The 14685-nt window shown below is 71.1% G+C and carries 13 protein-coding genes; 8 read left to right on the forward strand and 5 right to left on the reverse strand.

The genetic code is table 11. The features are described from left to right. Positions 1–8: 8 nt before the first annotated feature. Entirely contained in the window at positions 9–857 is an 849-nt protein-coding gene (locus tag AC5RV6_RS01335; RefSeq protein WP_494005488.1) for a PHP domain-containing protein, read from the reverse strand. A 63-nt stretch (positions 858–920) separates the two neighbouring features. Here AC5RV6_RS01335 and AC5RV6_RS01340 point away from each other — a divergent pair, with 63 nt between their 5' ends. Further along, positions 921–2528 (forward strand): aminopeptidase P family protein, encoded by a 1608-nt coding sequence (locus AC5RV6_RS01340; protein ID WP_494005489.1) that lies wholly within the window; start codon positions 921–923, stop codon positions 2526–2528. A 106-nt stretch (positions 2529–2634) separates the two neighbouring features. On the opposite strand, the gene AC5RV6_RS01345 is transcribed toward AC5RV6_RS01340, so the two are convergent. Next, positions 2635–3714 (reverse strand): YflT domain-containing protein, encoded by a 1080-nt coding sequence (locus AC5RV6_RS01345; protein ID WP_494005490.1) that lies wholly within the window; start codon positions 3712–3714, stop codon positions 2635–2637. A 120-nt stretch (positions 3715–3834) separates the two neighbouring features. Here AC5RV6_RS01345 and AC5RV6_RS01350 point away from each other — a divergent pair, with 120 nt between their 5' ends. From AC5RV6_RS01350 to AC5RV6_RS01360, 3 genes are read left to right on the forward strand one after another with little or no spacing between them, the layout of a single operon-like run. Then, positions 3835–5118, forward strand: coding sequence for a magnesium transporter MgtE N-terminal domain-containing protein (locus AC5RV6_RS01350; protein ID WP_494005491.1), 1284 nt, complete (start codon positions 3835–3837; stop codon positions 5116–5118). Further along, positions 5111–5656: a DUF1003 domain-containing protein gene (locus AC5RV6_RS01355; protein ID WP_494005492.1), complete on the forward strand. Its 546-nt coding sequence runs from the start codon at positions 5111–5113 to the stop codon at positions 5654–5656. The genes AC5RV6_RS01350 and AC5RV6_RS01355 overlap by 8 nt, the downstream gene beginning before the upstream one ends. Next, positions 5653–6774, forward strand: coding sequence for an Mrp/NBP35 family ATP-binding protein (locus tag AC5RV6_RS01360; RefSeq protein WP_494005493.1), 1122 nt, complete (start codon positions 5653–5655; stop codon positions 6772–6774). The genes AC5RV6_RS01355 and AC5RV6_RS01360 overlap by 4 nt, the downstream gene beginning before the upstream one ends. On the opposite strand, the gene AC5RV6_RS01365 is transcribed toward AC5RV6_RS01360, so the two are convergent. The 3 genes from AC5RV6_RS01365 to AC5RV6_RS01375 are packed head-to-tail and all read right to left on the reverse strand — an operon-like array spanning position 6761 to position 9773. Beyond that, entirely contained in the window at positions 6761–7429 is a 669-nt protein-coding gene (locus AC5RV6_RS01365) for an HAD family hydrolase (protein ID WP_494005494.1), read from the reverse strand. The genes AC5RV6_RS01360 and AC5RV6_RS01365 overlap by 14 nt on opposite strands. Then, positions 7429–8826, reverse strand: coding sequence for a xylulokinase (gene xylB, locus AC5RV6_RS01370; protein WP_494005495.1), 1398 nt, complete (start codon positions 8824–8826; stop codon positions 7429–7431). Before xylB ends, AC5RV6_RS01365 begins: the two co-directional genes overlap by 1 nt. Continuing rightward, complete coding sequence (locus AC5RV6_RS01375) at positions 8823–9773, reverse strand: sugar-binding transcriptional regulator (protein ID WP_494005496.1); 951 nt, start codon at positions 9771–9773, stop codon at positions 8823–8825. Before AC5RV6_RS01375 ends, xylB begins: the two co-directional genes overlap by 4 nt. 174 nt (positions 9774–9947) lie before the next feature. Here AC5RV6_RS01375 and AC5RV6_RS01380 point away from each other — a divergent pair, with 174 nt between their 5' ends. From AC5RV6_RS01380 to AC5RV6_RS01395, 4 genes are read left to right on the forward strand one after another with little or no spacing between them, the layout of a single operon-like run. Beyond that, the gene (locus tag AC5RV6_RS01380; RefSeq protein WP_494005497.1) at positions 9948–10982 is read left to right on the forward strand and encodes an NAD(P)-dependent alcohol dehydrogenase; all 1035 of its coding nucleotides are present in this window, start codon (positions 9948–9950) and stop codon (positions 10980–10982) included. A 1-nt stretch (position 10983) separates the two neighbouring features. Then, on the forward strand, positions 10984–12543 hold the full coding sequence (locus tag AC5RV6_RS01385) for a sugar ABC transporter ATP-binding protein (RefSeq protein WP_494005498.1): 1560 nt from the start codon (positions 10984–10986) through the stop codon (positions 12541–12543). Then, complete coding sequence (locus AC5RV6_RS01390) at positions 12530–13546, forward strand: ABC transporter permease (RefSeq protein WP_494005499.1); 1017 nt, start codon at positions 12530–12532, stop codon at positions 13544–13546. Before AC5RV6_RS01385 ends, AC5RV6_RS01390 begins: the two co-directional genes overlap by 14 nt. A gap of 51 nt (positions 13547–13597) precedes the next feature. After that, positions 13598–14656 carry a substrate-binding domain-containing protein gene (locus AC5RV6_RS01395; RefSeq protein ID WP_494005500.1) on the forward strand — a complete coding sequence of 353 codons (1059 nt, stop codon included), beginning with the start codon at positions 13598–13600 and terminating at the stop codon, positions 14654–14656. Positions 14657–14685: the final 29 nt, after the last annotated feature.

The raw sequence follows: 14685 nt of genomic DNA on the forward strand, positions 1-14685 counted from the left end.
GGTCCGCCTCAGGGCAGGACGGGACGGCTTCCCGTCCCCAGTTCCAGGATCCGTTCCAGGACGGCCGGGGCCGTGGTGTTCTCGCCCAGGCGGTTGGGCTTTCCGGTGCCGTGGTAGTCACTTGATCCGGTGACCAGCAGCGAATGCTCGCGGGCCAGGGTGCGGAGGAAGGCCCGGCCCTCCTCCGGGTTGTCGCGGTGGTCCACCTCGACGCCCAGCAGGCCGGCGTCGATCATGTCCCGGTAGGTGCGCTCACCGACCACCCGGCCGCGCGCCGTCGCCACCGGATGGGCGAAGACCGGCACGCCGCCCGCGGCGCGCACCAGTTCCACCGCCCGCGCCGGGTCGGGCGCATAGTGGGCAACGAAATACCGGGAGCGGGCGGTGAGGATTCCGGCGAACGCCGCCGAGCGGCTCGGCACCACTCCTGCGCTCACCAGCGCGTCGGCGATGTGCGGCCGCCCGATCGTGGCGCCGGGAGCCACGTGTTCCTGTACCAGCTCCCAGTCGATCGGAAAGTCCTCGGCGAGCCGGCGGACCATAACTTCGGCCCGGGTCTCGCGGGCTGCGCGGGACCGGGCGATCTCTTCGAGCAGTCCCGGATGCTCCGGATCGTGGAGGTAGGAGAGCAGGTGCACGCTGATGCCCTCGGCGGTGCGGCAGGAGATTTCCATCCCGGGTATGAGGGTGAGCTCCTCCCGTCCGGCGGCGTCGGCGGCCTCGGCCCAGCCGGCGGTGGAGTCGTGGTCCGTCAGCGCCAGTGCGGACAGGCCGGCCCGTGCAGCTGCCCGGACGACGTCGGCCGGGGATTCAGTGCCGTCGGACACCGTGGAATGCGTGTGCAAATCGATGTTCACCCTCCCAATCTACGCGTCCTGCCGACTCCCGGGTGTTTGTCCGCGCCGCAGGCCGGTGAGAGCATGGGAGGCGTGAACAACGAAGCCACTTCCCTGCCGTCGACCGCCGCCGAGACCGAAGACTTGTCCGAGGGGCAGCCGCTGGGCGACCGCGTGAACAACCGTTCCCAGCGCCCCTCCTCCGAGGCCTTCAAGGAGTTCATGGCCTCCGGCTGGGCCGAGCGCAGCGCCGAGCTGCCGCCGCAGGCCGCCGTCGCCGGCTACGCCCGGCAGCGCCGGCTCGCGCTCTCCCGCCGCTTCCCCGGCGAGCGTCTCGTGATCCCCGCCGGCCCGCTGAAGGTCCGCTCGAACGACACCGACTACCGGTTCCGCCCGCACTCCGGCTTTGCGCACATGACCGGCCTCGGCCTGGACCATGAGCCGGACGCCGTGCTGGTGCTGGAGCCGGTGGCCGAGGGTACGGGCGACGACGGCGGCAACCACGCCGCCACCCTCTACTTCCGTCCGCTGGCTGGCACCGACAGCGAGGAGTTCTACTCCAACGCCCGCTACGGTTCCTTCTGGATCGGCGACCGGCTGAACCTGGCGGAGGTCAGCGCCCTGCTGGACCTCCCCACCCGGCACCTGGACGAGGCCGAGACCGCCATCGCCGGCAACGTCGGCGAACCGGCCTTCGGGGGGATCTCCGTGCGCCTGCTGCGCAAGGTGGACGAGATGGTGGACGCCCTGGTGGACACCGTCCGATACAACACCGCCCCCGACCCCGAGAACCTGGACCTCGGCGTGTTCGACGCCCGTGACGACGAGCTGGCCGAAGCGCTGTCCGAGCTGCGGCTGGTGAAGGACGAGTGGGAGATCGAGCAGATGCGCGAGGCCGTGGCGGCCACCGTCAACGGCTTCACCGAGGTCGTGAAGGCCCTGCCGCGCGCGATCACCCACCCGCGCGGCGAACGCGTGGTCGAAGGCGTCTTCTTCGCCCGGGCCCGCGAGGAAGGCAACGACCTCGGCTACGACACCATCGCCGCCGCCGGCAACAACGCCACCGTGCTGCACTGGATCCGGAACAACGGCCAGGTCCGCGCCGGGGAGCTGCTGCTGCTGGACGCGGGAGTCGAGGCCGAGAGCCTGTACACCGCCGACATCACCCGCACCCTGCCGGTCGACGGCAGGTACACCGAGGTGCAGCGCCGGGTCTACCAGGCCGTGCTCGACGCCGCCGACGCCGGTTTCGCCGCAGCCGTCCCGGGTGCCAAGTTCCGCGACGTGCACGCCGCGGCGGTCCGCGTCCTGGCGGAGCGTCTCGCCGAGTGGGGCGTGCTGCCGGTACCGCTGGAGGAGGCCCTGTCCGATGCCGGCCAGCAGCACCGCCGGTGGATGCCGCACGGCACCAGCCACCACCTCGGCCTGGACGTGCATGACTGCGCCCAGGCGCGGCGGGACCTGTACCTGGACGGCACGATCACCGAGGGAATGGTGTTCACCATCGAACCGGGACTGTACTTCAAGGACGAGGACCTCACCGTTCCCGAGGAATACCGGGGCATCGGCGTCCGGATCGAGGACGACGTGCTGATCACCGCCGACGGTCCCGTGAACCTCAGCTCCGCCCTCCCCCGCACTCCGGACGAGGTCGAGGACTGGATGGCCGGGATCTACGCCGCCGACCAGTAGGGGGCTCGTCGGGCCAGCGCCGCCAAATGAAAGGAGGGCCGCACCCCGTGGGGTGCGGCCCTCCTTTATGCTCCGGGAGCTGGGCGCTCAGAGCTTCGGCCCCCGGTCAGCGCTGCTGCGCGCCGCTGTCCTCCGGGGATCCGGCCTCGGGCGCCTGCTGCTCCGCGCGGCTGTCCTGCGGGTACTCCCGCGAGGAGGCCACGTCGGACCGTCCCTGTCCGCTGTCCGCAGCGGCGCTGCCCCGGGAGGCATCCGCGGCCGCATCGCCCATGGACGCATCGTCGACGGTTCCCTGCGGAGCACCTGCGGCAGCCTGCTGCCCGCTGTTCGGCCCGATGGGACGGCCCTGCGCGTCGAGGCGCACGCCGTACCGCGGACGGCCGTCGGGCAGGTCGGGGAACCGGCCCCTGCGGGTTTCACCGGCGGCGGGCGCCGGCGCCTCGGCAGGGCCTGCAGCGTGTGCGCCCTGGCCGGAGGCTGCGTAGGGATCCTGCCATCCGGCAGGACGTTCCGGAGCCTGCGGCTGTCCCTGCGGTGCGGGTCCGGGCTGGGCGGGCTGCCCGTACTGCGGCTGGCCCGGCTGCCCGTACGGCGGCTGGCCCGGCTGGCCCTGGCCGTACCCCGGCTGGCCGTACGGCGGCTGGCCCGGCTGCTGGTGCGGCGGCTGGCCCGGCGGCGCCGGATGGCCGGCCTGCCCGACCATCGGCAGCTGCGCCAGCAGCCGCCGTGCCTCCCCGGCGGCCTCGGGGGCGACGATGACGTCGTAGCTGGTGGCGATCACCTGGCTGGTGGAGGTGAAGTCCCGGCGTCCGCGCTGCAGGGCGTAGCCGATCACTCCGAACAGCAGCCAGAACACCGCGCCGAGCGCGATGGTCGGGCCCAGCGATCCGAGGGCGGGGGCACCGCCGAAGAGGGAAAGGACCAGGCCCACGAACAGGCCGAACCAGGCGCCGGTGAGCGCGCTCGACAGCGCGACCCGGGGATAGCTGAGCCGGCCGGTCACCCGTTCCACGGTCTTCAGGTCGTTGCCGACGATGGAGACGTTCTGCACGGCGAACTTGCTGTCCGCGAGGTAGTCCACCGCCTTTTGGGCGTCCAGGTAGGCGGTGTAGCGGCCGACAACCTCTCCGCGCGGCAGGCTGCGGCCCTGGTCGCGGGGACTTCCGGCGGCAAATAGGTTCGACATTTGTCCATTCTTTCGCACTTCGGCCCCGGGCGGGGGCCGCGATCGCTGGCAGTGAACGCGCGCCCGGTGCCCGGGGACCGCGATACGGCGTTGGAGGTGCCTGCAAAGTAGCCTAATAGGGTGAGCTCAAATCCGACCCGCGTCTTCGTTGCCCGCCTGCTGGGCCTGGACGTCTTCGACCCGCTCGGAGACCGCCTGGGCCGGCTGCGCGACGCCGTGGTGCTGGACCGCGGCCCCGGCCGCCGTCCGCAGGCGGTGGGAATCGTCGTCGAGGTTCCGGGCCGCAAACGGGTCTTCGTGCCCATCACCCGGATCACCAGCATGGATCCCGGACAGATCATCTGCACCGGGCTGGTCAACCTGCGCCGGTTCGAGCAGCGCGGCGCGGAGACCCTCGTCGTCGCCGAGCTCTTTGACCGCAGGGTCGTGCTCAAGGACGGCAGCGGCGAAGCGGCGATCGAGGACATCGCCATTGAGCAGAACCGTGCCGGCGACTGGCAGGTCTCCGCGCTCTTCGTGCGCCGGCTGCAGGACGGGCCCCGGCTGCTGCGCGGCCGCCGCCGCGGCGAGGAGCTGATCATCGATTGGGAGGACGCCTGGCACTGGGACCTCACCGGCCCGCAGGCAGCCACCGCCTTCGTCGCCCAGCACGACGACCTCAAGCCCGCCGACTTCGCCGAGGCGCTGCACGAGATGAGCGGCAAGCGCCGCATCGAAGTCGCCGCCGAGCTGCAGGACGAACGCCTGGCCGATGTGCTCCAGGAGCTGCCCGACGACGACCAGGTGCAGATCCTGCAGGCCCTCGACGTCGAGCGCGCCGCCGACGTGCTCGAGGAAATGGACCCTGACGACGCCGCGGACCTGCTCAACGAACTGCCAGAGGAGCAGAAGGAGGAGCTGCTCCAGCTGATGGAGCCGGAGGACGCCCGCGACGTCCGCCGCCTGCTCTCCTACGAGGAGGACACCGCCGGCTCGCTGATGACTCCCGTGCCGGTGATCCTGCCTCCCGAGGCGACCGTTGCGGAGGCGCTGGCCCACGTGCGCCGGGAGGAGCTGACTCCGGCCCTGGCCTCCTCCATCTTTGTCTGCCGGCCCCCGCTGGAGACGCCCACCGGCCGCTACCTCGGCGTGGTGCATATCCAGCAGCTGCTGCGCGCCGCTCCCCCGGAGGCCCTGGGCAACATGCTCGACACCGACCTCGAGGCAGTGAACGACAAGGCCAGCATCAGCGAGGTTTCGCGCATGCTGGCCACCTACAACCTCAATTCGCTCCCGGTGGTGAACGACGGCGGCCGCCTGGTCGGCGCGGTGACCGTCGACGACGTCCTGGACCACCTGCTGCCCGATGACTGGCGGGCCGCCGATGATGCTCCGGCGGGACCGCAGGGAAGGACCAATGGCTGAGAAGAGAAAGTCCGTCGCGCGGGGCCTGGACACGCCCCGCACCGCCCGCACCCGCTGGATGCCGAGGCTTTCCCCCAACCCGGATGCCTTCGGACAGGCGACGGAGAAGTTCGCCCGCTTCATGGGCACCCCGCAGTTCCTGGTCTGGATGACCGTGTTCTGCGTGGTCTGGCTGCTCTGGAACACGTGGGGCCCCGAACCCCTGCGCTTCGACTCGGTGGCCCTTGGCTTCACGCTGCTGACCCTCATGCTCTCGCTGCAGGCCTCCTACGCGGCGCCGCTGCTGCTGCTGGCCCAGAACCGGCAGGACGACCGCGACCGGGTCGCCATGCGCCAGGACCGCGAGCGGGCCGAGCGGAACCTGCTGGACACGGAATACCTGACCCGGGAGATCGCCGAGCTGCGGATCGCGCTGCGCGAGGTCGCCACCCGCGACTACGTACGCTCCGAGATCCGCGGCCTGCTGGAGGAACTGCTCGAGGCCGAGGGGCGCGACGACGGCGGCCGGCGTTCCCGCGGCCGGGAAGGCAGCCGATGAGCGCGGCCGAGGACGCCGTCCTCCGGGCGCTCGGCGCAGTGCTGGATCCGGAGCTGCGCCGGCCGATCACCGACCTGGGCATGGTCCGGGAGGTTGCCGTCGAAGCCGACGGCACCGCCGTCGTCGGCGTGCTGCTCACCGTGGCGGGATGTCCGCTGCGCGGCACCATCACCGGTGACGTCGAAGCCGCCGTCGCCGGGGTTCCCGGCATCACGGGCGTCCGGGTGGAGATGGACGTCATGACGCCCGAGCAGCGGAACCGGCTCAAGGAGCAGCTGCGCGGGCCCGGCGCCGAGCGCGGAGTGCCATTCAACCGGCCCGGTTCGCTCACCCGCGTCTACGCGGTGGCCAGCGGAAAGGGCGGCGTCGGCAAGTCCAGCGTGACCGTGAACCTGGCGGTGGCGCTGTCCCGGATGGGGCTGCGCGTGGGCATCGTGGACGCGGACGTGCACGGTTTCTCCGTACCCGGCCTGATGGGCATCACGCAGCCGCCCACCCGGGTGGACGAGATGATCCTGCCCCCGGTGGCCTACGGGGTCAAGACCATTTCCATCGGCATGTTCCTGCCCGAGAACCAGCCGGTCGCCTGGCGCGGGCCGATGCTGCACCGGGCGCTGGAGCAGTTCCTCACCGACGTGTTCTTCGGCGACCTCGACGTGCTGTTCCTGGACCTGCCCCCGGGCACCGGCGACATCGCGATTTCCGTGGCGCAGCTGCTGCCGGGCTCGGAGATCCTTGTCGTCACCACCCCGCAGGCCGCGGCCGCCGAGGTGGCCGAGCGGGCCGGCACCGTGGCCGCGCAGACCGGGCAGAAGGTCTCCGGCGTCATCGAGAACATGTCCTGGCTGCAGCTGCCCGACGGGCAGCGGATGGAGCTGTTCGGTTCCGGCGGCGGCGAACAGGTGGCGGCCCGCCTGACGTCCGCGCTGGGCACCGAGGTGCCCCTGCTGGGCAGCATTCCGCTGGATGTGCGGCTGCGGGAGGGCGGCGACGCCGGCTCGCCCGCGGTGCTGGAGGAGGATTCCGCCGCGGGGGCGGAGCTGCGGCGGATCGCCGATCAGCTGGCGCGCCGTCCGCGCGGCCTCGCGGGCCTGAACCTGGGCGTCACGCCCAGTTGACCGGACGGACGGTTCCGGTCTGGCGGAGATGCACCCCATCCTCCTGGAGCCGGAACCGCACCTGGGCCAGGGATCCGCAGACGAGGTCCGCGGCCGCCAGCTCGTCCGCCGGGACGGTGCCGGCCACGCCCAGCACCGTGCACTCGGCGGCTGCCGCCGCGGTGACGCCCACGGGAGTGTCCTCGACAGCCAGGCACCGGGTCGGGTCGAGGCCCATCCGCCGGGCCGCGAGGCGGTAGCCGTCCGGCGCCGGCTTCCCCGCGCCCACGTCGTCGGCGGTCACCAGCACCGCAGGTGCCGACAGCCCTGCAGCGGCGAGCCGGGCCAAGGCCAGCCGACGGCTGCAGGAGGTCACGATGGCCCACCGGCCGGCAGGCAGCTCCTCGAGCCGCGCAGGCGCACCCTCCTTCGGCGAGATGCCGTCGGTCATGGCGACCTCCAGCTCGTTGATGCGGGCCAGCGCCGCCGCCGTACGGTCGGCGGGTAGGGCGGCCCGGACAACGTCCCGGGCCGCAAGGCCGTGCCCGGCATGCCGGTAGCCGCCGCCAAGGCCCTCCTCCTCCGCCCAGCGGGCCCAGGCCTGTTCCGTCGCCGGTGTCGAGTCGATCAGGGTGCCGTCCAGGTCGAACAGGACGGCGTCATAGCCAGGACGCATCAGGCTCCGTAGAACCCGGCGCGGGCAGCACGGTAGTCGGCACGGACCTGCTGCGCCCAATCCGCCGATGGGTCCGGCGCGAAAGCCGACTCCACCCTGCGCTGCCAGGTGGGCGGAGCATCGGTGCCGGCCAGCGCCCAGGCGGCCTGCCGGGCCGCGCCCAGGGCGACATACTCGCCCGGCACCGGCACCACGACCTCGGTCTGGAAGATGTCGGCGGCGGCCGATCGCAGGGTCAGGGAACGCGCCCCGCCGCCGATCAGCAGCACCCGGCGGGTGGGAATGCCCTGCGCCCGAAGCACGTCGAGGGCCTCGGCCAGGTGGCACAGCAGCCCCAGCACCGCTGCCCGGGCCATGTTCGCCCGGCTCATGTTGGCCCGCGACATGCCGGTGAGGCTGGCCCTGGCGTGGGGCAGGTTCGGCGTACGTTCGCCGTCGAAGTACGGAATCATCGTCAGCCCGCCCGCGTCAGGCTCCGCCGAGGCCGCCAGCCGGTCCAGCTCGTCCAGGTCCACGCCCAGCAGCTCGGCGGTCGAGGCGAGGATCCGGGCCCCGTTGATGGTCGCCAGCAGGGGCAGGTTCCGTCCGCTGGCGTCGGCGAATCCTGCAACCATGCCGGAGGGATCCGTGACCATCCGGTCCGTGGAGGCAAAAACGGTGCCGCTGGTGCCGATCGACACCGCCACCTCCCCCGGCTGCAGCCCCAGGCCCAGCGCCGCTCCGGCGTTGTCGCCGCAGCCGGCGGCCACCAGCGCGCCGGCCCGGGTGCGCCCGGCCGCCGCGGCGGAGTCCAGCACCACCGGAAGCTCCGGCACCCTGCCGAAGGCATGCGCCAGGAGGTCCTCGCGGTAGCGGCCTTCCGGTACCGACCAGTACCCGGTTCCCGAGGCGTCGCTGCGATCGGTCACCGGAGTGTCGGCACGGCCGGTCAGCCGCCACGTCAGCCAGTCATGCGGCAGCAGGACCTGCCGCACCCGTGCGGCGGGTTCCGGCCGGACCTCGGCCAGCCAGGCCAGCTTGGTGATGGTAAACGAGGACACCGGGACGACGCCGACCTCGCGGGCCCAGTTGTCGGGACCGATCTCCCTGCGGAGGCGTTCGGCCTGCGCGGCGCTGCGCACGTCGTTCCACAGCAGGGCCTCGTGCACGGGCACCCCGGCCCCGTCGAGGGCGACCATGCCGTGCTGCTGTGCCGAGACCGAGACCGCGGCCGCGTCGTCGAGGTCTTCGCCGCCGGCCTGCCTGAAGGCGTCCCACCAGCGCTCCGGGTCCACGGCGGTGCCGTCGGGGTGCGGCGCGACGGTCTTGGACAGGACTTCGCCGGTTTCGGCGTCGACGCGGACGATTTTGCAGCTCTGGGTCGACGAGTCGACCCCGGCCACCACGGTACGGGTCATTCGGAGGCTCCAAGGAGTCGGCGGGCAAGTGCGGCGTCGGTCACCAGCGAGGTGACGAGCCCTGACGCGAGGGCGGCGCGGACGGCGGCGATCTTCTTCGAGCCGCCGGCCACGGCAATGACTTCGGGGATCTTCCTCAGCTGCTCGGTGCTGACGGCAATGCAGCGGTCCTCGATGTCCGGCAGGACGCGGCCGTCGGCGTCGAGCACGGTCGAGCACACCTCCGCGACGGCCCCGGAGGCCAGCAGCCGGCTGCGCGCTTCAGGGGTGATGGCGGCGTTGTCGTACATCTGCGAGTCCGGCGGGTTCCAGCTGCCGACCGCCACCAGCGCCAGGGTCACCCGGCCGAACTGCTCATAGGTGCGCTGGACGTCGTTCTGCCGGCGCAGGGCACGTGCGGTGGCGGCGTCGGAGACGACCAGCGGGGCGTAGATCGACCAGGGGGTGCCTCCGGCCACGGTGCTCACGCGGCGGATGACTTCGACGCCGGTTTCCTGGATGGGACCGGCCACCCCTGCCAGCTGGACGACTTCGCACCCCGGCAGGTGCCGCAGGGAGCGGGCGACCGCCGTCAGCGTCCGCCCGGCGGTGAGGCCGACGACGTCGCCCTCGGTCGCGATCTCCTCCAGCAGTTCAGCCGCGCTGCGGCCCAGGTGCTCCTGCACCGTCTCCGGATTTTCGGTGGGCGTGCGGACCGCCAGGGCGCGGCGCAGCCCGAACCTGCGCCGCAGCTCGAGGGACAGTTCCAGGTCCAGCGGGCCGGGGGTGGAGATCACGAACCGGACGACGCCGGCCCGCGCCGCTTCGTCCAGCAGCCGGCCCACCTTGAACCGGCTGACGCCCAGCTCCTCCGCGATCTCGATGCGGGTCCGCCCCTCAACGTAGTGGCGGTGCGCCACATGCGCCATCTGGACCAGGCCGTCCGGCCCGATCGTGCCTTCCCCCACTGCCGTCCTCCTCCATGCCGATTTCCACCGGATGGAAGTCTACCGGTTCGTTGTGCTCATATGAGCAATAGTTTTGCACACATGTTGTGTCTTGGGTAATACTCGGACAGGCCCGACGGCACGGCGCGCACACAGAGGTGCCGCCGCCGCGGGCCAGCGAGGGAGTCGATGACAATGACGACAGGATTACCCGCCGTGATGCGGGCCAGCGTCCTGCTGGAGAAGCGCAAGCTGGCGATCGAGGAACGGCCCGTTCCGGAGCTCGAGCCCGATGAGGTACTGATCAAGGTCGCCTCCGTGGGCGTCTGCGGTTCGGACGTGCACTACTTTGCGGAGGGGCGGATCGGCGACTTCGTCGTGGAGCAGCCCCTGATCCTCGGCCACGAGGCCGGCGGCACCATCGTCGCCGTCGGTGACCGGGTGAGCCCGGACCGCGTGGGCCAGCGGGTCTCGATCGAGCCGCAGCACCCGGACCCCACCTCCGCCGAGAGCCTTTCGGGCCGGTACAACCTGGATCCGCACATGCGCTTCTATGCGACCCCGCCGGTCGACGGCGCCTTCGCCGAGTACGTGAAGATCCAGTCGCACTTCGCCTTCGCCGTGCCCGATGAGGTCAGCGACGACGCCGCGGCCCTGATGGAGCCGCTCTCGGTCGGCATCGCCGCCGCGCAGAAGGGCGGCATCACCGCCGGGTCCAGGGTCCTGATCGCGGGCGCGGGCCCCATCGGCATCATCGCCGCCCAGGTGGCCCGGGCCTTCGGCGCCACCGAGATCATCGTCTCCGACGTCGACGACGCGCGGCTGGAGCAGTCCGTCCGCTTCGGCACCACCCGCACGGTCAACCCGATCCGGGAGGACCCGGCCGCCCTGGACCTCGGCGTCGACTGCTTCATCGACGCTTCCGGCGCCACCCCGGCCGTGCTCTCCGGACTGCGCTCGGTGCGTCCCGGCGGCACCGTGGTGCTGGTCGGCATGGGCGCCGACGAGATCGCCCTGCCCATCCCGGTGATCCAGAACAACGAGATCACCCTCACCGGGGTCTTCCGCTATGCCAACACCTGGCCCACCGCGATCGAGCTGGTCCGCACCGGCCGGGTGGACCTGGATTCGCTGGTTACCGGCCGCTACGGCCTGGCGGACGTGGAGGAGGCGCTGACCGCGTCCACCCGCTCCACCAGCCTCAAGACCATCGTGACGCCGGGGTCCTGACATGGGACAGTTCGAAACCACCACACCGGCGGGCTCCGGCGTCCTGGCCTGCTCCGGCATCAGCAAGGCCTTCGGCGGGGTGCCGGTGCTGCGCGACATCAGCCTGGTCCTCGAACCGGGAACCGTCACCGCGCTGGCCGGCGAAAACGGTGCCGGCAAGTCCACCCTGATGAAGATCGCCGCCGGCCAGTACCGCCCCGACCGGGGGACGGTCAGTGTCGACGGCGAGGAGCTGCCCGCCGGCAACACCGCCGCGGCACATCGTCACGGCGTGGCGATCGTGCCCCAGGAACTCGCCTCCATTCCGGAGATGACGGTCTACGAGAACCTGTTCCTGGGCCGGGAGCTGCGCCACCCGTTCGGCCTGCTCAACCGCCGGGCGATGGCCGCCGAGGCCAGGGCACGGCTGCAGGGCTTCGGCCTGGATATCGATCCGTCCACCCGCATGGGCCTGCTGCCGGTCGGCATCAGGCAGATCATCGAGATCATCAAGGCCACCAGCCGCGGCGCCCGGGTCCTGCTGCTGGACGAGCCGACCAGCGCGATCGCCGAGCGCGAGGTCGCCCGGCTCGCGGACGTCGTGCGGTCCCTGCGCGGGCAGGGCGTGGCGATCCTCTTCACCACCCACAAGATGGAGGAGATCCGGGCCATGGCGGACCGGGTCATCGTCCTGCGCGACGGATCCCTGGTCGAGGACCGGCACATTTCGGACATTACCGACGACGGCATCGTGCACGCCATGATCGGGCGTGAGCTCGAGGACCTGTTCCCCGACCTGCCCGACGCCGGCACCGCCCCCGTGCTTGAGCTCCGCGACCTGGTGGTCCAGGACCGGCCGCCGCTGAGCCTGACCGTGCACCGGGGGGAAATCCTGGGCCTGGCCGGGCTGGTCGGCGCCGGACGCACCGAACTGCTGGAAGGCATCTTCGGTATGCGCCGGACCAACGGCGGGGACATCCTCTTGAACGGACGCCGGGTCCGACGCAACGAACCCGCTGCGGCCATTGCAGGCGGCATGGCGCTGGTGCCGGAGGACCGCAAGGGCGCCGGCGGCGTGCTGTCCATGAGCATCCTGGACAACGCCACCCTCCCCCGCCTGCGCGCCTTCAGCTCCGGCGGCTGGGTCAGCGGCGGACGCACCGCGGCCGTGGAGAAAGTCATGGCCTCCCTGCGGCTGCGCAGCCGGAACCTGAACCAGTCCATGGAGACCCTTTCCGGCGGCAACCAGCAGAAGGTCGTCCTTGGCCGCTGGCTGACCGGTCCCGTCGACGTGCTGCTGCTCGATGAGCCCACCCGCGGCGTCGACGTCGGCGCCCGCAACGAGATCTACCGAATCATCGTCGAACTGGCCGGGCAGGGCATGGCCGTGATCATGGCATCGAGCGACATGCCGGAAATCCTCTCCCTGTCCCACCGTGCGCTGGTCATGCGCGAAGGCACGGTCGCCGCCGAACTCTCACGCGCCGAGCTGATGGACCCCTCCGTACAGGACCGGATCTTCCGACATGCATCCGGCCAAGAAACCACCTCCGTGAAGGAACAGAGCAATGCCCACTCCTAATTCAACCCGGACGGCCCCGGCGGCGACGGCCGAAGCCTCCCCCCGCGCCGGCCTGAGCTGGCCCTGGGTGCAGAACCTGCTGATCCGCAACGCGATGGTGGTGGTGATGCTGTTCGTCATCGCCTTCTTCCTCTACCGCAGCGCCCGCTTCGGCACCACGGACAATATGGTCACCATCCTCATTGCCGCCGCGCCCTTCGCGCTCATCGCCCTGGGCCAGACCCTGGTGATCCTCACCGGCGGCATCGACCTCTCCGTGGGTTCGGTCATCGCCGCCAGCGCCATGGCCTCCGCCCTCACCGCGAAGAACTACCCGGACCAGCTCTGGCTGGCCCTGGTGGTCGCCGTGCTCGTCGGCTTCGTGGCCGGAGCCATCAACGGCATCGTGGTCAGCTGGATCAACGTCCCGCCCTTCATCGCCACCCTGGGCATGCTGACCCTCGCCTCCGGCGCTGCCTACGTCATCGGCGACGGTGCGCCCATCAACGGCCTGCCCGCCGGATTCGGCTCCTTTGCGAACACCGAGGTCCTCGGCCTGAAGATTCCGGTGCTGCTGATGATCATCTGCATCATCGGCTTCGCCGTCCTCATGAAGCGCACCGCCTACGGCATGCGCGTCTACGCGGTCGGCGGCAACCGGCTGGCGGCGGAAATCGCCGGCATCAAGACCCGCCGAACCCTGTTCAGCGTCTACACCATCAGCGGTGTCCTCGCCGGCATCTCCGGCCTGATGCTGGCCTCCCGCGTCATCTCCGGAGCCCCCAACCTCGGTGCCGGCTACGAACTCGACGCGATCGCCGCCGTCGTGATCGGCGGGGCCAGCCTCCTCGGCGGACGCGGCACCGTCTGGGGAACCGCGCTCGGCCTGCTGCTCATCCAGACCCTCAACAACGGCCTCGACCTGCTGATCGTCCCCGCCTACTGGCAGGACGTCATCAAGGGCGTGCTGATCGTCGCCGCGGTGGCGGTCGATGTCTGGGCCAACAAGCGGCGGGAAAAATAGCCGCGCCCGGCCGCGTCGCACCACCAAACCCCCCATTAAGGAGAATCAAAGATGACTCGAATCAGCTCCCGGTTCCTTTCCGCCGCCGCCATGGCCGCCGTCGGCGCCCTGGCCCTCAGCGGCTGCGGCGCCGGCGACCCCGCGGCGACCGGCGACGGCGACACCATCACCATCGGCGTCAGCGTCTACGACATGTCCTCGTTCGTCACCCAGGGCAAGGAAGGCATTGACGCCTACGCCGAAGCCAACAACATCGAGGTGCTGTGGAACTCCGCCTCGCTGGACGTGAACACGCAGGCCAACCAGGTCGACCAGTTCATCAACCAGGGCGTGGACGCCATCCTGGTGAACCCGGTCCAGGCCGGATCGCTGGAACCGCAGGTCGCCGCCGCCCAGGCCGCCGGCATTCCGTTCGTGGACGTCAACGCCTCGCTGAAGAACGAGGCCCTGGACGGCAGCGTCCAGCCCGACGACGTCGCGGCCGGCGCCCAGGAGGCGCAGATGATGGTCGACGCGCTCGGCGGCGAAGGCAACGTCGTCATCCTGCAGGGTCCGCTCGGCGGCTCCGGCGAGATCGACCGCGGCGCCGGGATCGACCAGGTCCTCGCCGAGAACCCGGGCATCACCGTCCTGGCCAAGGACACCGCCAACTGGAAGCGCGATGAAGCGGTGAACAAGATGAAGAACTGGATCTCCGCCTTCGGCAGCGAGATCGACGGCGTCATCTCCCAGAACGACGACATGGGCCTCGGCGCCCTGCAGGCGCTGAAGGAAGCCGGCATCACCGACGTGCCGATCGTCGGCATCGATGGCATCGAAGACGGCCTGCGCGCCGTCGAAAACGGTGACTTTATCGGCACCTCCCTGCAGCACGGGACCGTGCAGATGGCCGCCGGCCTGGCCGTCGCCGCCCGGCTCGCCCGGGGCGAGGACGTTGACCCGGACCAGACGTACATCATGCCTGCCATCACCTCCGAGAACGTCGGCGACGCACTCAAGAACGTGGTGACCGACCGCGAGGCCTTCCTCGAGCGCCTGCCGGAACTGGTCGATGAAAACCTGGACAGCGGCAACGTCGCATATGAGGGCCTGCCGGGCCAGGAGCAGTAGCCCACGGGTCCCGCAGCCTGAAAAGGCAA

The sequence above is a fragment of the Arthrobacter saudimassiliensis genome (assembly GCF_059090665.1).